General features: G+C 41.0%; 6 protein-coding genes and 5 pseudogenes. All 11 read right to left on the bottom strand.

Going from position 1 to position 21,644, the window contains the following annotated elements; genetic code table 11:
• Positions 1–6 precede the first annotated feature (6 nt).
• A pseudogene (locus tag NXX38_RS26410) lies at positions 7–1,231 on the bottom strand (DUF2264 domain-containing protein).
• Positions 1,232–1,240: 9 nt separating this feature from the next.
• Positions 1,241–2,418, bottom strand: a pseudogene (locus NXX38_RS26405) (DUF2264 domain-containing protein).
• Positions 2,419–2,496: 78 nt separating this feature from the next.
• Positions 2,497–3,726, bottom strand: a pseudogene (locus NXX38_RS26400) (sulfatase); the annotation flags it as partial.
• An 80-nt stretch (positions 3,727–3,806) separates the two neighbouring features.
• Positions 3,807–5,610: pseudogene (locus NXX38_RS26390) on the bottom strand (family 43 glycosylhydrolase).
• An 18-nt stretch (positions 5,611–5,628) separates the two neighbouring features.
• Complete coding sequence (locus NXX38_RS26385; protein WP_309569442.1) at positions 5,629–8,013, bottom strand: DUF2264 domain-containing protein; 2,385 nt, start codon at positions 8,011–8,013, stop codon at positions 5,629–5,631.
• 43 nt (positions 8,014–8,056) lie between these two features.
• A pseudogene (locus NXX38_RS26380) lies at positions 8,057–9,603 on the bottom strand (hypothetical protein).
• A gap of 21 nt (positions 9,604–9,624) precedes the next feature.
• The gene (locus tag NXX38_RS26375; RefSeq protein ID WP_148365196.1) at positions 9,625–11,451 is read right to left on the bottom strand and encodes a BACON domain-containing protein; all 1,827 of its coding nucleotides are present in this window, start codon (positions 11,449–11,451) and stop codon (positions 9,625–9,627) included.
• Positions 11,452–11,495: 44 nt separating this feature from the next.
• Complete coding sequence (locus NXX38_RS26370) at positions 11,496–13,109, bottom strand: RagB/SusD family nutrient uptake outer membrane protein (protein WP_258981776.1); 1,614 nt, start codon at positions 13,107–13,109, stop codon at positions 11,496–11,498.
• A 16-nt stretch (positions 13,110–13,125) separates the two neighbouring features.
• Complete coding sequence (locus NXX38_RS26365; RefSeq protein ID WP_148365194.1) at positions 13,126–16,185, bottom strand: TonB-dependent receptor; 3,060 nt, start codon at positions 16,183–16,185, stop codon at positions 13,126–13,128.
• A gap of 114 nt (positions 16,186–16,299) precedes the next feature.
• Entirely contained in the window at positions 16,300–19,320 is a 3,021-nt protein-coding gene (locus NXX38_RS26360) for a DNRLRE domain-containing protein (protein ID WP_259011593.1), read from the bottom strand.
• A 27-nt stretch (positions 19,321–19,347) separates the two neighbouring features.
• On the bottom strand, positions 19,348–21,606 hold the full coding sequence (locus NXX38_RS26355) for a sialate O-acetylesterase (protein WP_258981772.1): 2,259 nt from the start codon (positions 21,604–21,606) through the stop codon (positions 19,348–19,350).
• Positions 21,607–21,644: the final 38 nt, after the last annotated feature.

The following is a 21,644-nucleotide window of genomic DNA, read 5'->3' as shown; positions in this document are numbered from 1 at the left end:
GGGGTTCTATAATTTTATTGCTTTATCCAATTTTACATCCGGATTACCTGACCAAATCTTTTTCCCTGTCCATTCCGCATAAGGGGCACTCCAGAATTCATCAGTGGCGGGAAGTCCCAATGCTGTGAATACAGTAGAGCATAAATACAGGCTACCAGTAGAAATGTATCTTTCAGCGATTGAAGGTTGATGTCCGGCAAACCCTAAAGTCAGCCATCCATGTTCGTCGAAATTTCCTTTTATAGCCAGATGTCTTTTTATGACAGCTGTTAGTCCGCATCGGACTTGTGCTTTAGTAATGGTAGTTGGCAGCAAATCATTTAGGGCTGCCAGTGAAAGTACATGGAAAGTTCCAAAACGATATGCTATAGAGCGTCCGGTTACAGGATATGCTCCATCCGGAGAGATCATTCTTTCCTGTTGTTCCGCATATCGGGAGAAACGTTGCCGTTCTTTTCTATAGAAGTCGACTTCGCCTTTACTGTGTTTTTGCATGATTTCCAGAACGTCTAAAAGCATTGGATGAATGACAAAACTATTATAGTAGTCTATATGTAGATTTGCTCCGTCACCATACCAGGCATCGCCTTTGTACCATTCCTTGAATCGCATGACAGCATACTCAATAGGATGCATATTGCATTTACCTGTTAATTCCAGCAAAGTAGCTTCGACCATAGCAGAAAAGAGTAACCAGTTGCTTTCTACCGGTTTAATCTTACTTACCTGTTGTAAGGCGTTTAGGATATTCTTTTGGGTTTCAGATGATAGTTTACTCCATATTTGTTTCGAGAGAACGCAATAGTCCCTGACAAAAGAATGCAGTATCTACCAGAGGTTGCCGAGTGACTGTAAAATTCAGATAATCCGGAGATTGGGGATTGAATCCGTGATTGATGGACTCAGTCATCAGGCGGATATATTTCTCACGTATTTGTCCTTCTTGTGTATTGTCCGGGCCGAGTTCCAGCCAAGGGGCCATTCCTACAAATAAGCGTCCTAAAGCTTCCAAATGAGTGGTACGCGCATTGGATGGATTAGGCATACCGGAGATAGTCTCTACAGGCATGTTCTTTTTTAGTTCTCCTTTACTCATATTATTTAATAATGGGTCTGCAATTTGAGATAACATGTTGACCCAATATGCCCTGTCTTCCTGTCCTGAAGTTGTTTGTGAATAACCTGTGAAGTTAAACATCAGAAAGGCAATAATCAAAATACTATATCTCATGATTTTATTTTATGGTTTAATAAACTTGTCTATTGGAAAATCTATACCGCCAAATGCTTTTATACTTGTCCATGGTTCAACCGGGTTACACCAAAAAGGGTTATTGGCAGGGAGTCCTAAGGGCAGGAAACCTAATGCACATAGATAAACACAAGGAGTAGACAGATAAATATCTCCTAGTTCTGGTTGTTCGCCACAAACTCCGATCGTCAGCCAACCTTCTTTATCGAAAGTTCCCGGCTGCTCAAAAAGACGCTTAAGCATGGCTGTCATGGCTCCACGTACTTGTCCGGGCTTCAATGATTCCGGGAGTTTTTCGAATAAGGCACATGCCCCCAACACTTGGAATGCTGCTGAACGGTAACTGACTGAACGGCCTAGTATCGGATAGCTGCCGTCGGGAGCTATCATGCGCTCTTGAATTTCGGCGTAACGAATAAATCGTATCCATTCTTCATTCAGAAATGACTGGAAAGATGGCCTCTGTTTTACTGTCACTTTCAGGATTTGCAGTAACAAAGGATGGATAACATAGCTATTATAATAATCTAAATGAAAATCTGCTCCATCTCCATAAACTCCATCTCCTTTATACCATTCTCTATGAGAAGTCAAGGCTCTTTCTACTGTCGGAAAATTCCATTCTCCGGAAAATTCTTTTAATCCGCACTCCACCATAGCAGAAAATAACAACCAATTATTATTTCCCGGTTTCATGGTGCGGGTCGATTTCCACTGTTCAATGAGTCTCTTGCGGGTGGTATCATCCAGATTTCCCCATAACTGTGTAGGTGCTTGTAATAAACCCTGTATTAAGAATGCGCTGTTTACTAATATCTGACGGGTAGCTGTGCTGTTGAAATAATCATTTGATTTCGGGTTTACAGAGTTTGCCAGAGCCTTGCACGTCATTTTAATATATTTTTCACGTAGCTTGCCTTCTGGAGTATTGTCTGGTCCAAGTTCCAACCAAGGTGCTATTCCTGCGATGGTTCTGCCTACAGCCTCCATATGAGTGATAAACTCCCGACTGCTGGCTAAAGCTGATGACGAACGCCCGACAGGAATATTTTTTTCAGTTGGTCTTTGCTAAGATTGCTTATCACCGGATCAGCTATTTTAACGAGTGTCTGAATCCAATATTGTCTGTCATCATTAAGCGTATCACGTACTTGTGCATATGGCATAGTAGAAGTTGATTGATACTTTTTCATCACTTCCTGCAGCTCTTTCACTTTGTCCGGATACTGTAGATGAAGATTATTCGATTCTCCGATATCCTGTTTTAGATTAAACAATTCGGGAACATCTCCTTTTTTAAACTTACTATTACCTGTTTTAGGCAAATAGACCCAATCACCTTTGCGTATACCGTGAACTTCACCACCTTTTACATAAACATATTCGTCACGTAATCGTAGAGAAGGATTTTTGAGAAAAGATGAAATATTTATACCATCAATCTTTTGTTTGAAGGATTGGCAACCTGCATAGTGCATGATTGTAGGGAAAAGGTCGATGCTGGCAATTATTGCGTCACTAGTTACACCGGTAGGTATACTCCCTTTCCAACGGATGATACAAGGAACTCTGACGCCTCCTTCATAATAAGAGAACTTACCGCCTCGTAACGGCTCAGCGGAACCTCCGTCTTCTTTGAAAGACAACCACGGTCCGTTATCCGATGCGAAAATAACTAAAGTGTTTTCTGCTAATTTCTTTTTGTCCAAGTAATCGAGTAAACGACCTACATTCCAATCAATTTCTTCTACAACATCACCGTAGAGTCCCCGTTTGCTTTTACCTTTAAATTGCTCGGAGGCAAATAACGGCACATGAGGCATTGATGGGGTGATATAGACGAAGAAAGGTTGCTCCGGATTATTTTCTATAAAATCTATGGCATGATCAAAATAACGTCGGGTGGTAGTAGACTGGTCGCAGGGATACTCAATAATTTTATCTCCTTCAAATAGTGGAGAAGCGTTGTTCAACCTTTTTTTTATATCTGCTCTACTGGAAGTCCTCACAAATTCTTGGTCTTCTTTAGCTTTTGACAGATTATAACCTTCCCTGAAAGTAACATTGGAGGCGAACTGCTGGGAGGGACCGATATACATATCATTGCTGTATGGGATGCCATAGTAGTAATCAAATCCTTGATCTGTAGGTAGATGCCCTTTCAAATCGCCTAAATGCCATTTACCGAAGCAACCGGTTGCATAGCCTTGCTCTTTCAACGCTTCGGCCAAAGTGATTTCCTCTGCAGGCATCCCTTCAGATTCGGGGAAAAATACCCCTTTTACTCCATTCCGTGTATTTAATCTGCCGGTCAGAAGTCCTGCACGCGAAGCACTTGATACGGAAGACGATACATAAAAGTCGGTCAACTTTATGCCTTCCTTTGCCATGCGGTCAATAGAGGGAGTCTGTATCAATGGCGAATCATAACAACCAAGGTCCTGGTAACCCTGATCGTCTGTAAAGATAATCACAACATTAGGTTTCTGCCGGGCTTGCAATAGCCCGGCAGAAAAGAGAGAGGATAAATAAGCAGTCTTTTGTTCATATCTTTTTATTCAGAGATAACGATGCCTTCTGTAATTCCACTGTCATTATAGCTGTCAACGCGGTAATGATACTGTACGCCTTTGGTAAGGATATGGAGCAGTAAACCGGTTGTCTCTTTATCTTTGACCTGGATACATTGATTAAGAAAATCAGGCTGATAACCAAAACGGACAAGATAACCATCAGCATTGGATACTTTATTCCAGCTAAGCGAAGCATATCTTTCATCGTCTTTGTTTCTTTTTACTGACAGTTCTTTAACAATTTCCGGTTTGTCCGAATAGCCAAAACCGAACACACGCAAATCCAATAAGGCAAACTTGCCTTTTTTGGGAGTATGGACATTTTCTATTTTAACAAAAGAAGTTTCCTATCGGTTTCGGAAATTCTACATATTCATGTGGTATGGCAACCATGTTCCTTGATTTATCCACTATTAGTTTCCAATCCCTTCCATTGTCGGATACGTACAGTTTATAAGCGTGATAATCCGTTTCTTTGGGAGCATCAGGGTTAATGTCTTGTTCTGCAAAGTTTATCTGAATGGAATTCATACGTACTTTTTTACCTAAGTTTATTACGAAATATTCACCTACTTTGCCACTTGTAGCCGACCACCAGGTGCGAACATTTTCATCCACTGCCTTTTCCGGTTCGAAACCCGGTAATGAAGAAGACGCTGTACTCTTTTTATGATATGATTGGAGCATCCAGCCAAAAGCGGAAATATCTTGAGGATTGAATTTCTTTTGCGGTAGTGATATGGGATAATCCCCTAATACAGTATGGGTTCTCATTCTTCCTTTATCATCAAAAGAAACAGGAAATAAACCAATTCTTCTTTCAAATTCGTCATGATTACCCACCCACATGGAGGTGACTTGCCACCAATTTTCGTATTTGTCTTTAAATACACAACTATGTCCGGCTCCTCCGATAAAACCACCGACTTTTAGAGATACAGGATTATAAGGTTGTTCTACAAAACCACCATTTACACTATCACTCTCCAGAACCACATCACAATACCAATTGCAGATAGTACCTGGAGTGGCATATTGCAGGTAATATTTATTTTTGTTCTTCACAATCCATGCACCTTCAGGACATGGTACTTTGGAAAAATTTCCCTGCCAGGCAGAGGCATCAATTTCATCATACAATTCTCTACGTCCAAAATGATAGCCTGATTTACACTGATTGATGTCTGTTACATATTCTCTCAAGACCTTTTTTGAGCCTTCTATTTCTTTGAATGTGGCAGGATCTACTTCGAAGAAAGTAGTAGATTGAGTTCCACCTAAACCATAATAGAAAAAGAAGCGTCCATTGTCAATAAATAAACAAGGATCGGCCATACGTCTTACTTCACCACATTTTTCCCATTTTCCATTTTCCGGATCGGATGAGCGAATGACATCTACCGTTTTCTTGGTACGGTCTCTGGTGAAATTAATGAAGTATACATAGTTTTCATCGGCTGCCACAGCGGGTGCCACATAATGATCGACATCAAGGGCGGATGTCTCTACTTCCGGATTGAAATATACATTTTTCCATGTAATTAAATCATCGGATACTCGATAGCCGCCAATGTCCATTGTGGTAAATAAATAGTATTTGTTTTTAAATAATACGATAACAGGGTCGGCTGCGGAACGGGCTTTCTTTTCTCTTATTTGAAAGTTTCCCCAACCATAATCCAGATTCATTGGATTACAAAAAGTCGTCTGTTTTTCAACAGCTTTGTTCTCCGAACAGGAAAACAAAGTTAGTGAAGCGAATAAAATAAATAGTATATTTTTCATGAGCATACTTCTTTCATTCTATTTTTTCAAGGCTTTATCCACATTCAAATCAACACCTGCCCAACCTTTTTTACAAGTCCAATCAGCAGAAGGAGAAGACCAAAACTCATCAGAATCCGGTAAACCAAGCGCGATAAATACGGCTGTACACAGATACAGACTACCTGTTGATATATATGTCTCACCGATATGAGGTTGATAACCGGCAAAACCTACTCGTAGCCAGCCTTCAGGGTTAAACGTTCCGGGCGCATTAATCTGACGATTGATTATAGCGGATAGAGCGGACCTTACTTGAGCAGGTTTTACTCTGTCCGGAAGTAATTTTCGATAAGCAACATCAGATAATGCATGAAATGCACCGAATCGATAAGCCAATGAACGGCCCACTATCGGGAATGTACCTTCAGGTGATATCAGTCTTTCTTGTTGTTCGGCATAGCGTGCATATCGTTCGACTTCAAGATCATAGGGTATGGAACTCTCTATACCGTTTTTCTTCATTATTTCCAGCACCTCGACCATCATAGGATGTATGACGAAGCTATTGTAATAATCCAGATGAAAATCAGCACCGTCACCATACCATCCGTCACCTTTATACCATTGTGCAAAACGATCGCAAGCGTACTTTACACGTTCATATTCCCATTCGCCGGTAAACTCTTTCAAGGCGGCCTCTACCATTGCTGCGAAAAACAGCCAATTGGTTTCAGAAGGTTTTATTGCTCTTGATGATTTAAGTTCCTTGATTACCCGTTCTTGAGTTGTCTTATCAAGCTTGTCCCATAATTGCGTGCGTGCTCTTAATAGGCCGTGAGCAAGGAAGGCGGCATCAACTAATGGCTGGCGTCCGTTATTGAAGTTTAGATAATCAGGAGATTGGGGATTTACTCCATTAGAAATAGATTTCAAGGCTAAATTAATATATTCGGCACGTAGTTTGCCTTCTATCGTATTGTCGGGTCCTAGTTCCAACCAAGTTGAGATACCGGTAATTAGCCTTCCTAAAGCTTCCAGGTGTGTGACTTCTTTTCTTTTTTGCATATCAGCGGCGATAGACTCAACAGGCATATTCTTTCGCAGTTCTCCTTTTGCCATATTCGTTAACAGCGGATAGGAAATTCGATGGAGCGAACTTAGCCAAAGAGAACGATCCGAATTTTCCGAGAAGGCTGTTATTGTTTCAACTACCGGACGATTTTCCAGTAGTTTTTTATATCTGATTAATGCCTCTATAAAATAGTAGTCTGCGTATGTCAGAGGAGCATCAATCTCGTATTGTTTTGCCATGAAACCTGTACTATGTTTGATAATGTAATGATTATTATCACCCACTTTCTTTGCGCGATAACCTGGAGAAGCTAACGACTTTATTTGTTGTTCACCTATCGCGAGGAATTGTTTGCTTAGTTCTCCTTCCACATAAGTGCTTAATTCCACATAGGCTGATGCCATGATAGCACCTGCAGAGGCATCACGGTCTTCTTTGGGAATATTGGGAGCATCAAAGTCCCAATAAGGAATCTTATCCTTGGGCAGGCGCGGATGATTCATAATGAACTTACCAATCTTAATAGCATGGTCCAAATATTCTTTTTTACCAGTTTGCCGATACATCATTGTAAAGCCATATAGTCCCCATGCTTGTCCACGTGACCAGGAGGATTGATCGTTTACCCCTTGATGCGTCACTTGATTCAATACTTTTCCCGTAATCGTGTCATAACTTACCACATGGTATGAACTTCCATCAGGGCGGAAATGATTAATCATTGTCCGGTCTGCATGCGACTTGGCCATATTATAGTAGGTGTTGTCTCCCGTTAGGGAAGAGGCTACATTGAGTAGTTCCAAATTCATCATATTATCAATGATAACAGAGAATTGCCATTTTTTGCTGTTCCAAGAACGGGTGCATCCCGTCACCGGATGAAAACGGGTAGACAAAGATTTTGCGGCAGTCTCTATTACTTCCCTGTATGTTTCATTATGAGTGAGGCGATAACCATTACCAAAACTGCAATTGATAATAAAACCAACATCATGGTTACTGGTTGTGTATTTCTGTTTTTCCACTCGTGAGGTCATCTCTTCTGCGGCGGCTCTTACTTGCGGGTCATTACTATACTCGTAACAGTACCAAAGGGAACCCGGATAAAAACCACTTGTCCACCAGGCAGATTCGCAAGTAATCATCTTGCTATCTTTCGCTGTTCTCGGAAGTATGCCTTTCTGATCTTTCATTTCATTGAACATGGACATTGACTGTTTGACCGAAAATTCAAGAGCTTCATCAACGACTTTCTTCATGTCTTTTGTTACTGCTCCTGCTGAATAGGTAAAACCGGTCAGCAGAGTCAGACCTATAATTAAAACTTTCTTTCCGTTATTCATTATCATCATTTTAAAGAATTGATACTTATGTCTTTTATTATGACCTATTCTAGTTGTCAAAGTATTCAATTAAATTATAGACATTGTAATTTACTTCCTGCATAAATTTGCTTAGGTAAGGATACATTTCATAATGATTATCATACACGCCTTTATTAGCCGGTTTCCCGCTGTTATCCGTCCCATCGTCATCCTGATATTTGAACCAGTGCCATCCCACACAGTTCTTTGCTTCAAGCAGCCCCAGTGTAAAATGCTGATAAGCATATGCACGGTCATTCTGGGTCGGAACCGTGAATCCGGCTCCTGATAAGTTATTCAAATCGGAATCCTGACCTTTTGTATAAAATTCGGTAACCAGAAACGGAGTATCTGCCCATTCTCCCCAATTTTTAACATAGGAGTCCAACTCCGGGCTCCAACGGCTATAGTAATTGATGGAAATGATGTCACAGTATTTGCCTGCAGCAGCCACTACATCCTTCATATATTTGGGAGTGCCATGCAGGCGTGTGCCCAGATACATCATGCCCGGGTCGGCTTCCTTAATGGCATCCTTCACTCCTTTATAATAAATCTCGGCTAGCCGGCCTGCAAATTCACTATTCAGGTTATCTGTCACACTTGTTGCCCCTTTTTCATCCATAAATTTCTTTGCCGCTAGATAGGCCACATTTGTTTTATCCGTAAGTGCCAGAAAACGGTCTAAAATTTTGGAGTTCTGTGATGAGAAGTTGATTTCATTGTCCGAGAAGAAGCCTAATACGTTGGCATCATTCAAATAAGGTGCCAAAGAGGTGTTTATATATGTTTTACAGAAATCTGCCCAGTCATCATAAAGTACCAACCCCAATTCATTGTCCGATGTATTACCTGGATAGGCATGGCCATTTTGTGTTCTGAATTGTCCCAAAAATCCGAATGAAGGAGTCAACGTTAACGGAGAATTGGGAATGGCAGAGTTGTGAGTCTGAATCTTTCCGTATGTATCCGTACAAAAGGCTCCCGTACCATGGAAACCAATACTAGCCAATTCTGCTTGTGATGTTGCTATCCATTTGGCGTCAGTGCCAAAGCGCTTGTTCCATGCTTCCTTATTGCGTGCCGAAGAACCGTAACGCATGGAAGTGACGCTCCTCTCATAATGCGGATAGCCTTCAGGATCGATAATCCACCAACGGCCGTTTATTTTTTTACGTAAAAACGCCCTGTGGCTTGTTGTTTGGCTCCTGAAGTGAAACTACCATACTTATTTGTTATGGCCTTGTAGTCACTTTCCGACTTGATAGCAGGTTTGTACTCTCCCATGTAAGCGACAATACGGGTATTACTCTCCGTCCATTTGGTCACTGGTGGAAACTCATTGGAATACTTAACTTTTATCGGACGATAAGGCTTACCTAAAAGTGAGGGGCTATAAGGCTGCATTTCTCCGGGAGTCGGTAGCCCTTCGATGATGTCATTATTACCTGTATCGTCATTAATGACAACATCCGGTGGCATAAAATTAGGATCTTTCACTACATAATCCGTACACGAAGCGAGTGCGATATTGCATATCAACAATGCTATGATATAGAATGAATTAACTTTCATGATTGTCTTCTTTAAAGGGTTTTATTTGGAAATTTTTCGGATACAACGTACATACCGTGCAGGCGATTTGGCATATTTGGCACCAGTTAAACCGGGGTTCCACTGTCCGAAACGCACATAGAATACTTTCGAAGCATCATCCGCTTCCGTACTGGTGAAATAGCTGTCACCAGCGGTATTGTCAGCTTTTTCGTTCATAACATCCCCTCCATTATCAGTGAGAATTTTATCCCAAGCTGCGCGAGCATCTTTTTCTTCCTGCTTAATAGCATCAGGTTTTACCCCGATACTTTGGGAAGGTCCGCCGTTGTATGCAGTAAAGACCGCTTCCATTTCATTTCTAGCAGGTAAATACCAGCCATCTTTACAATATTCCAGAATCGGAATATTAGCAGCTATGGCACTCTCTCTCATCTTTTGAGTATTAGCTTCACCATCTTCCTGATCTGTTAAACCTAATGCATCTATAAATCCTTCGTTAGCCCAATTTATGGCAGTGGCACTACGCTTTAAAGACAGAATTTTAGCATTGTTGCCCTCTACCCAAAATACGATACCGCCTTCAGCCAGTTCTGTATCACCATCCATCTTTACAAAATCTCCTATCTGGAAAGCAGGAGCTTCCGTCTGTCCTTTCTGTTGTCTTATGGTTATTGTCACTGTGGCTTGAGCATCACCGCTGCCAGCTGTTATCGTTACAATGGCTGTACGAACTTCGTCACCGTCATTCTTAGATAAAGCAGTAAATTTGATTTTATCTTCATTCTGTACAGCAGAAAGCCACGTATTACTGTTACCTTCAATGACATATGCAAATGACAGTTTATTTGTGCTAACTGTGACATCTGCTGTAGCCCCTTCTTCACTTGTCAGTTCTACCTGCGTTGGTGAAACAGATAAGGTAGCGGGCTCCTCGGGGAATTTATAGTCACCGATTGCTTTCATGGCACGTACAAAACGGCTCGTACCTGTCTTGGCACCAAAATCCATTCCATATTTCCCGAAACGTACATAGCGTGCTTTCTGGCCGTCTTCATTTTCCGTGCTCGACCAGTAACTTTCTCCGTTACCATTTTCAGCAGCTGCATTTATTACTGCCCCTCCGAGATCGGTTAATTTTTTATCAAATGTAGAACGGGAAGCTTTTTCTGCATCACTGATTTGATCTGGTGTAGCATTGGTAAATCCGTTATCGCGTGCTATGCCATTATAGATATCAAATAAATTCCCTAATTCTTCAGAGGCAGGCAGATACCATCCCTCTCCTAAATTTGTACATAGAGCAGCTGCGTCATTGGTACCGGCATCAGTATACAGAGCTGTATTTTCCATACCATTTACCATCGAGAAAGCATTGTGTAATTTAATGGATGCTTCAAACGGATTACCACCCCAACGCTCTAGTGAAATAGCCTTACCTACTTCTTGATTATCCGGATCAACCCAGAATATCATTCCGAGTCCGTCTTCTGTTAATTGTCCGACTTTTAATGTCTTTACTTCTGACTCGTCCTTCGCCAACTGCTTCACTGTCACTTCCATTGAAAAATCTCCGGCATTTAACTTGACGATGGCAGAGCGCACCTCACCGGTTTCATTAGTAGTAAGGGTTGTATAGATAATCCGTTGCTTGTTAGCATCTACCGAAAGCCAACTGGCATTATAATCTGCAGTAATTTCGTTCGCTGTAGTGGATATTACCACTGTTTTTGAGGAACCTTCATTTTTATAGAGTTCAATCTCTGTTTCACTATGATTAAATTCCGGCATAATTCTTACTTCACCATACTCTTTACAGGAAGTCAATATCATACTCAGAATCAATGATATCAATGTTAGTCTTTTCATACTATGATTCTTTTACAGATTTATAAATTAAAATCAGTCTCTTTTTATTTCCATGGATCACTTTGCGGAAAGACATTTGTTCCCATCAAGTCAATCTGCGTTTGTGGAATAGGCCATGTTTCATGTTTGCCTATTACGAAGTTCTGGCGGCATTCGGCATAGTCTTTATCCAGATAGGGGTCTTCCAGTACAAGGTCGCCTCCATGTTGACGAACACGTTCGCCCAAGATGCCAAGGCGTTTCAATAACGACCAGCGCACTCCTTCGAAGTGTAGTTCGCGGGCATATTCATCCAAGAGCATATTGAGGGTTAAAGGACCATTTTCATGAGTGTTACCTGCCCTTTCCCAAGTTTTGTTGTAGTATTCTATAGCTTTAGGACTGTCTCCACCATCACGGTGGAAATAAGCTTCACTACACATTAAGTAAGTTTCAGCCAAGCGATAAACAATCAGATCTTTGAAACTGCTGGTACGGTCAGGTTGCGTAGCATTGGTCCATTGGTCAAAGTGTTTTTTTGACATCGGGTGTAATCTTTCCATATAGCCGGCTGCTTTACCATATAAGTCTTTAGGGATTTCCTGCCCATAATTAGCCTTACTTTGGTCATTGTAGTAAAAAGTGTGGATGAAAAGATCCTTATAACGATTGTCTTTTTCTTGATCATATAGGCTGAATAAATAGGTGTTTGGATAAACACGTCCCCATCCATATCCCCCTTGGGCAGCTTCAAATGTACAATCGGGATTAGCTTGGGAGCGGGTCGTTGTAATGATGGCAGCACGATGTCCCATTAATGGAGTACCGGTTCCGCCTCCACCCATATTTTCAGAGAATTGATAAGACCATAAAACTTCGGTGGAACGCATGTCTGCACTGTTGAATACGTCCCCTGTTTTGGCCATCATAGAGTACATTGTTCCATCTCTAAATATATCCTCGCATTCTTCAATCGCCTTATCATAATCCTTCTCCCACATGGCAACCTGTGCTCTCACGTGCTTGGCAGTCGCTTTGGTAACACGGCCATAGTCATTATTGGGTATTCCCCAATCGAGTGCATTGATAGCATCATCCAAATCGTTTTTGACTTGAGTGAATATCTGTTCTGAAGTAACAGGATGGAAATCACGTTCCAGATTATTTACTGTAGTAGGAATCGTATTCAGATAAAGACGTTCAAAACGTTTCCATAGTTCAAAATATGCACGTCCACGGAAAAATTTAGCTTCACCCCATGCGCGGGTAGTTACAGGATCGTCAAATCCCAGTTGCTCCGCTCCGGTAATAATCTCATTAGCTTTACCGATAATGAAATAATAGTGTTGCCAGAATGATTCCACATCACTATTATTGGGCATGAAATTCTGTAGTTTCGCAATGGCAGTACTTGTTCCTGCACGGAAAGCCATAATATCAGTGCTGTAATCACACATCGTCACAATATAGAGGTTGCTACCACCACTTCCGTCTCCTTTTGCGAGTTCTCTGTCCAAACTGTATAATCCTATCGCTGCACGATACAATCCGTCAGGGGAAGTGGTCAGATAATCTGTAGTAATATCCGTTTTTGATTTGAGGTTCAGAAAATCTTCACAAGAAGATAAGAACGCAATGGAAGATATTGCCAGAGCTGTTATATATAATTTATTTTTCATATTCTGTGGGATTTTATTAGAATGAAACATTAATTCCAAATACATACTGTTTTGATTCAGGATATGCACCCGGTGTCAACTCCGGACTATAAGACAAAAAGTCTGTAAATGTCAGAAGATTGGTTGCTGTAGCGTATACTCTAAGTTTTTGAAGTTGAAGTTTCTTTATCCAAGTTACGGGGAAGGTGTAACCCAGTTGCAAAGTGCGCAAGCGAATGTAAGAAGCGTCTTGAATCGCTAAAGAACCATGATAAGTCACATTTGTGTTATGACTAGGTCGCGGGAATTCATTAGAGGGGTTGAATGGAGTCCAATAATTTACCTTCACGCCATTTAGTTTCCCTTGTAAAGAACCGCCACTATTGGATTCGGAGAGATATCCATTTCTAATTTTACGACCGGATACACCATACCAATCCATATATAAATCAAAACCTTTCCATTTGAGAGTTGTATTTAGGGAAAGTGTGAAATCTGGATCTCTTGAGATAGGTGTACGGTCATCGGCATTTATTTTTCCATCGCCATTTACATCCTTTATTTTAACAGATCCCGGAGCGACATTATCCTCGCGTGTCAATGCTTTATCAGCTATACCATCGCCGTCAGTATCAATTGTCGGTTTCAATGTGTATTCCAATTTGCCGTAAGCATTTCTTTTTATATCGAAATCTTCATACTGGTAGATGCCATCCGGTAAATAGTCATAATAAACATTTATGGGTTTACCTACAAACCAGCTATTACCCGGTTGACTCAATGGCTTGCCGTTTTCATCGACTTGATTGTCAATTTTTACGATCTCATTAGCATACTGGCTGAAATTGGCTCCCAGACTCCATGTAAAATTCCTTGTACGGAAGACGTCGCCGTTGATACTGATATCAATGCCGTGTGATTTAGTTTCTCCCAAATTATCAAGCATTTGTTCATAGCCTAAAACTGAGTTTAATTCGCGCTTGACGATCAGATCTGTTGTTCTAGTATTATAGTACTCGATCGTACCTGACAAACGATTGTTGAAGAAACCAAAGTCAACACCAACATTGGCTGTACGTGATTGCTCCCACTTTAAATTGGGGTTTGAGAGTTCTTTTCCGGGGAGATACCCCATATAGGAGTTGTCACCAAACTCATAACGTTCCTGATCTGTCAAGCCAAGCGTTGTATAGTTACCAATTCCATTCTGGTTACCTACAATGCCATAACTCAAACGGAGTTTTAAATTATCAATCCAGGACACATTGCGCAGGAAACTTTCTTCGTTTGCACGCCATGCCAGAGCCACAGAAGGGAATGTACCCCATTTGTTGTTTTTTCCGAATCGGCTTGAACCATCCCGTCTGATAGCCACATTCATAATATATCTATCCATAAATATATAAGAAGCGCGGCCCATGAATGATACCAGATTATTTTCAGAGAATGTTCTAGTAGGTGTGCCGGAGAATTGGCCATTGGATATAAAATCCCAGTCCATATCTACAGGTAAGTCACTGGTCGAATATCCTAGTCCTTTAGTTTGAGAGTGGTCTACTGACTGTACGGCAGTAAGGGTCAGTTTATGTTGCTGTTTTTTGATTGGAACTTCATAAGTGAAGATGTTTTCTATCAGATAATTTCTCTGTTCATTATTTGTCAATTTGGCGGTAGCTCCTCCACCGGGATAATTGACACCTTTCACTTCTCCATCTTCTTGTTGTCTGTTATAGAAAGAAGTATTTAAACGATAATTAAACCCTTTGAAAGGTTTTAATTCCAGAAAAATATTGACGCGGTAACTGTTGTTCGTTATTTCGCGTGCATAATTTTGTGCTCTATAAAGCGGATTAACATCGTTGGCAGTGTCGATATATTTAGTATAACTACCATCCGCATTGTATACTTTAGCTAACGGAGTGCGGGTAATGAACTCCGTAAAATTTCCATCTTCACGTTCACTTTTGGATAATGCGTAGGAAGTATTCACACCAAAACTTGCCCATTTGTTTACTTTGTAGTCCACGTTCAGACGGAAAGCTGCTTTTTTATATCCCGAACCGGTAGTCACCATACCGTCTTGATCAAAGTAATTGAGACCTGCTGATACACGGAGTTTGTCAGTTCCGCCACGTACAGTTAAATCATGGTTTTGGTAAAGAGCATTCTTTAACATTAGATCTTCCCAGTTGACAAACTGACCGTTTGCCCAGACTTCACTCATAATTTCGTCACTCAAAGCTTCTGCAACAGAGATTTCGCGGGCGTCAATAATGCCTTTGTCGTTTGCCATTGCTTCACGTCGCAGCATCATATACTCTTGTGGAGAGTAAAAATCGAAGTTACGCCACAAGGACTGAATACCTACATAGCCGTTATAACTCACTTCCATTTTACCTTGCATACCACGTTTGGTAGTTACAAGAATTACACCGTCACTGGCACGTGCGCCATAAATGGCTTGAGAAGCTGCATCTTTCAGGATTTCGATAGACTCAATGCTTTCTGCGCTTAAAGTACTGAATTCCTCACTGCTTGATACAGAACCGTCAATAACGTACAACGGAGTATTTTGCGCACTGATAGAACGGTTTCCACGGATGGTAATGGTAGGAGCGGCCCCTGGTCTGCCGGATGAGCTTGTTACATTAACTCCCGCTACACGTCCACGGAGCATGTCACCCACATTTCCTGCCGGAAAACTTTTCATTTCATCAGTTTTGACGGAAGCAACGGAAGTAGCGATATCGCTTTTCTTTTGATAACCATAGCCTACTACCACAATTTCTTCCAGCAATTTGGAATCTTCGGACATGGTTACATCAATAACTTTCCGATTCCCGACTTTATGCTCCTGATCTGCATAACCTATATAAGAGAATACGAGTGTAGTATTAGAAGATACCTCGATGGAATATTTACCATTCATATCGGTAATCACACCGGTTGTACCTCCTTTCACATGAACGTTCACTCCAATCAATGGGCCTTGTGTATCAGACACAATACCTGTCACTCGTACATTTTGCGCATGTATGCCTACCATAATCATTAGAAATATAGCCAGCAAGATTGTTTTTAATTGATTGTTTTTCATTTATACATAAGATTTAATTATTGAATATGCTGAACAAAAGTCATCAAAAAAAGAAATATAACATAAAAGGATTGTACGAAAAGAAAGCAATATTATACGAATGCTTATTTCATGTCACCAAATAGATAATACAGGCTTATTATTAGATTCCTTCGTATCAAAATAGCAGCTTCTTTCATTGTCCGAGTCATCGCCCAATTGTCTGAGTTCCCTTATCAACGCAAAAGTGATCTCTTTCTGCTTGCACTTACGGACCAATCCGGTAACATCGAGCTGATGATATGAAGCATTTTTATCGACTACGATTTCTCCCGCTACATGTGCGGTGTTTCCTACCTGGGTTATGCGCATTTGTTCCCTATCTAAATTAGGAGCATTATTCCAATTTAAGGACATTTCATTCCAATCGCAGTTGTCTAAGGCGTAGACATGGAAACGATATGAATGCTTGTCCGACGAATTACCATAAATCTGCAGTAGTGCCGCATTTATATTATCTACTTTGGACAAGTCGAATTTGATGTAGCTGACCTGATTGTGATTAATCTGTGAAGCGTTCATTTCTACACTCATCTTTTTTATTTTGCCAAAGTTCTTTTCGCTATTACTGCCACTCTTTATAGTAGCGTCTGCTGTAGCAATCAAAGTGTAAGGCGTACTTTGGCAAGCAGGGATGGTAAGAAGCATCACACTTTGAGCCGGTAGTTCGAACGATAGTTGTCCGTTTTCAGAAATATCTTTTGACCACACCACTTCGCCATAAGCATCCGCACTTACTTCTTCGGCAAATACCTTTGTACCGGTGGGGAGGTTTAATGATTTTAAATTCAAAGTCAGCGTGTTTGGCGAGAGTTTACGTTGTACAAGCCATATATAATATCGCATTTCTTCCGGGTTGTAAGAGGTTAATGCATCTACCTCATTATCGGGGACTGATTTCACCGTTTCCAATAGCGGTCGTTCGTCCTTAAAACCTTTTGCAAAAAGCCGGACTACCTGTCCCGTCCGCTGAATGCCACTGATGTCATAAGATTCCGGGATGTTTTTTACTGATTCTTCATCAAACAATTTTATCTCCCTCACCTTGATACTGCCCTTATCGGTAGCAATAAAACGAATTCTCGAACTTGTCACAGGAGTCTTAAATAGAAAGAATGATTGTGTGTAGCGGGCATTCTCTTCAATCGTTTCTTCAATGTCTCTCCAACCGGTACCCTCCCAATATTGCAACCGGAAATTCTTCACGCGGTCCGGACCTGTGTAGACTCCGTATTCCGAGCCTGTATAAATCACAGCTGCACCCAAAGAATAACTCTTTCCCAAATCTATTTCGAGGCATTTCTTTTCGTCTGTATTCACAGATGTCCACATGGAGACATCGGTCTTGTTGCCGTCGGTGATCACTTTCACTTGTGCAGGATGTGAAGAAGTCAAATCAATGACTTTCTTCCCCAATGCTACGTTATTGTAAGCATCTTCCACGATTCTCTTGCCTTGCCAGATAAAATGATGTCCCGATTTAATGCCACGCGGATAGGTGTTGCTGGTTGTGTTGGCAAATTTGAAGGCCCACATACCATACCCCTGGTTAAGGGTATTGTTTGTATATTCACCTGCCCATTCGGTAAATAGGGAAGGGGAGTCCATCGTCTCGTATTTGTCAATAAGATAGGCATTCATCCAACGCCCGGTTTCAGTATACACTATCGGAAGAGAGCGGTTTAAAGGATGATTATCTACTATGATCTTCCGTATGTCCGAAACCTTGGATACATATCCTGCTGCCGGAAGATTATAAGAGTGTGTCGAGAATATGTCCAGCAAGTCTCTGTCGGAAGGTAATCCCCGATAATCAATACGCAGGCTTTTCACAACCTCCGCCCACCAGTTAGCGTTGGAGCCTGCCGTAACAGGACTTACAAAACGTGATTTCAGATGTTTTCCATAGAGTTTGTTTACATCCTGTATAGCACAATATATAGCATCTGACACAATTTTCATGGCATCTACATATTGTGTGATTTTCATCGGACCGGAATGTCGGTGATTAGGTTCGTTCTGCATGGCGAACATTGTCACGTCACCCGTTTTGGCTGCATAAAATGCCAGGGCATAAAAACGTTGCCATTGTTTCCATTTATTGCTCCATGTATTGTCAAAGTCTGTTGAATTCATCTGTAGGACTACATCTATGTTCAAACGTTTCAATTCTAGTAAAGCATATTCAAATACCATTGAATTGGTTGAGAATTGTTGTTTGCGACATCTTTCCAAAATTGGTTTCCATTTGATGAAGTTATTTTTTTCGGGATTGCTTCGTAATTCATGTTTGTACGATTCAAACTCTTCTAGTGTATTCAGGTTCTTTTGATAATTCACAGCTTCTTCGGGTACATAATCATTCATAGATGTCCATACGCGTAAACTGTTTACATTGGAATATTCAAGCCAACCTGATATGTTGCTGCCGGGCATATAATATCCTTGATTGTAAGCCACGTATTTCATGGTATTTCCTACTACATTTTTATTGACTGTTACAAGCATGTCCTTAGGAAATTCTTTATGAACTCTGTCTGGCAGTTCATTCTGAATAACAGGAGCAATCATATTTTTCTTTTCTTTGCCATATACTTCAAACTCATTGATGGTAACAGGTTCCCCATCAGTAGAGATTAGTCGAAGCTGGAAAGTAGTAAGTTGTGGAGTAAATGTGAATTCTATTTTGTCCAGCCTGTTTTCTGTACATTCCGTATTGGGTAAGTCTGTCCAGTTTGCGTCGTCCCAATATTGAATCTTGAAATTCTTCATTGCCCAGAAGCCGGGAGCTTTTCCCTTCTCCTGTTCTGTCTTTTCCGATTCAGGGATTCCTGTGTGGATAACTACCCTGTCAATATCATAATATCTCTGCAAATTGACATCAAGAATATGCGGAGCACGGGCATTTGGGTCACTTATCCAGGAAGATTTACGTGAAATGACTCCGTCAGTCACATTTGGTGCTGGAAACTCTTTTTGTTGTGAGGATGCTATTACCGGTTTATGTAATGCTACATTCACATTGTCAGCTGATATACTTGTAAAAGGTATAGTTATGGCTCCATAAACTAAAACCAAACATTTTCTAAGGTACATAAATCTTTTGTATTTTATGGTATGTATTTATTTTCCGGAGTAACAAGCATTATAGGTAGCTTCTGCATATCTGCGTCCCAGAATGATCTGGCTGTCTGCGCTGAAATGAGGGTCACTTTCATTAATCAGAGGAACTAATTCTTTGGATGACACGCAATAAGAATAAGGAATGTGTTTTGGAACCGTGCGTAACATTTCATTGAATGTTTCCGATGTTCCATTCTTTCTCCATTCTGCCAGTTCGCCTACAATAAATGGGAGTTTTTCATTATTTAGGTCTTTCCGTAAATTGGCTATCAGTTCTTGTAGTTTCGGCATATATGTTGCCGGGTCATTACTGTCGCTTTCTCCTTGATGCCAGATGATGGCTTTTAGTGTACCGAACTTCATCGCTTGACGTATACGTGACAGGGTTTCATCATAATAATTATCTTTTGCTCCCTTCATCCATGAGTTGATTGAACTGCCTCCACGGGCATTGACTACCAGTCCTAGTGGACGTCCGGTTCTTTCTGTGATTGATTTTGCAAATGAATAGGCAGGTCCTACTCCTTGTAAACCCAATCGTTTGCGGATCGTAGAATATTTATTCAGAGGATTGCGTGCCGGTTCCATACTGCCGGTGGGAGTAAGCAGATATGTGTTTTTAATATAACCTTTATAGTTATCTGTGATATATCCTCTTCCGGCCATATTGGACTGACCGATGAAAAGAAACAAATCAAGGTCAGGAATTTTTGGTTCAGGATTAATATGGACACCTTCTGTCATCAACTGATATTTGTCTGTACGGAAAGGAACTGCCGGAAAACCCTCTTCATTAAATAAGTTCATATCGGCACTATTCACCCAGAGGTAACGGACATCTACGGGATTTGTCACCAGATTATTTTTCACTTTTACTTGATTTTTGCCTACAATTATTGCTTCAGCGGGATAAAACTTGCCGTCTTTACCCGCAACAGTGAAGCTTGAAAGTGTTGCTGCTTTGTCTTTGCTAACGAGTCCTGTACCGGTATTGGCAAAATCAAGTAGCAAAGAGCCATCGGCAGTTTTCGTCATCTTTTTGAACTCCGGTCCTTGGCAAACCACTTTTTTACCGTAAACTTTTCCTAGTGCTAATTGAGACAACCGCCAGCCTACCGTGTCTTTCACTATGGGATGAATATCTTTCGGATTACCCTGATCGAAAGCGACAACCATTGCTGTATTTTTTACATGGAGTGAGGTGAGGTATTGCGCTTCACGTAGTTCATACCAATAGCGTGTTTTCGTTTCGAATCTGGGTAACTGAATAAAGAGAAAAGGAATATCTCCCTGTCCCCAAGCAGTTCTCCATTCCTTTATCATGGCAGGGAACAGTTTGCGGTACTGCGCTCCGCGGGCTGTGTTCGACTCTCCCTGATAAAAGAGGAAACCTTTCAATGTGTAAGGGATAACAGTGTTTAGCATTGTCTCGGACAACCCTATCGGCCTATGGAAATTCTTTCTTCCCATAGGTTCTACCGGTTTGTCTATATATTTCTTTTGTTCTTCGCTCAGCTGGTGATATTCTGTCAGGCTTGAAACATAACGGTTGTATAATTTCTCGTACCCGTCCGGTCCGTAAGAATTCACTATACTGTCATAATGCTGTACTATCGGCTGGAAGTCTTTGTCCGACATCAGCAGTGTCCTGCTTGTCCAGGCCTCCACCGTGGTTCCTCCTACCGGAGTCTGAATGATACCGATAGGAACATTCAACTCTTTATGTATGTTTCTGGAAAAATAATAAGCGATAGCAGAAAACTCCGGTGCTGTCTGCGGTGAACATACCCTCCATGATGCTTTGGACACTTCCTGTTCCGGGTAGAATTTTCTCGGTACTTTATAATAACGTATTTGTGGATAGTCTGCCAAACTAATTTCCGTTTGAGCATCTTTTACCCTGCGTAAAGCGAATTCCATGTTCGACTGACCACCCGCCAACCATACGTCACCTATTAAAACATCCTGAAAACTAACCTTATTATTACCGTTTATAACTTCTAATTTATAGGGTCCTCCGGCTTCTCCGGTCTTCAATGTCACTTGCCATTTTCCCTGAATGGCTTTTACTTTCTGAAGCTGCCCTGCAAACCGGACCTCAACCAGTGAGCCGTTTTGAGCTTCTCCCCATATCTTTATTATGGCATTTCGCTGCAACACCATATGGTCCGTAAAGATATCTGCTACCGTAAATCCGTCTGTTGCAAAAGTCAGTATTGCTATCAGAGATAAATACAAAGAGAATAATATGCGTTTCATAGTTTGCCTGATTAAAATTCATTGGCAAATATCCTGCT

This window comes from Bacteroides sp. BFG-637 (assembly GCF_024793605.1).
Taxonomy (GTDB): Bacteria; Bacteroidota; Bacteroidia; order Bacteroidales; family Bacteroidaceae; genus Bacteroides; species Bacteroides vicugnae.
This window is presented reverse-complemented; position numbering and strand designations above follow the sequence as displayed.

What these genes read in the sequence shown, in the direction of transcription:
- NXX38_RS26385 (WP_309569442.1), bottom strand. Translation starts at nt 8,013, where the DNA reads ATGATAATGAATAACGGAAAGAAAGTTTTAATTATAGGTCTGACTCTG.
- NXX38_RS26375 (WP_148365196.1), bottom strand. Translation starts at nt 11,451, where the DNA reads ATGAAAAGACTAACATTGATATCATTGATTCTGAGTATGATATTGACT.
- NXX38_RS26370 (WP_258981776.1), bottom strand. Translation starts at nt 13,109, where the DNA reads ATGAAAAATAAATTATATATAACAGCTCTGGCAATATCTTCCATTGCG.
- NXX38_RS26365 (WP_148365194.1), bottom strand. Translation starts at nt 16,185, where the DNA reads ATGAAAAACAATCAATTAAAAACAATCTTGCTGGCTATATTTCTAATG.
- NXX38_RS26360 (WP_259011593.1), bottom strand. Translation starts at nt 19,320, where the DNA reads ATGTACCTTAGAAAATGTTTGGTTTTAGTTTATGGAGCCATAACTATA.
- NXX38_RS26355 (WP_258981772.1), bottom strand. Translation starts at nt 21,606, where the DNA reads ATGAAACGCATATTATTCTCTTTGTATTTATCTCTGATAGCAATACTG.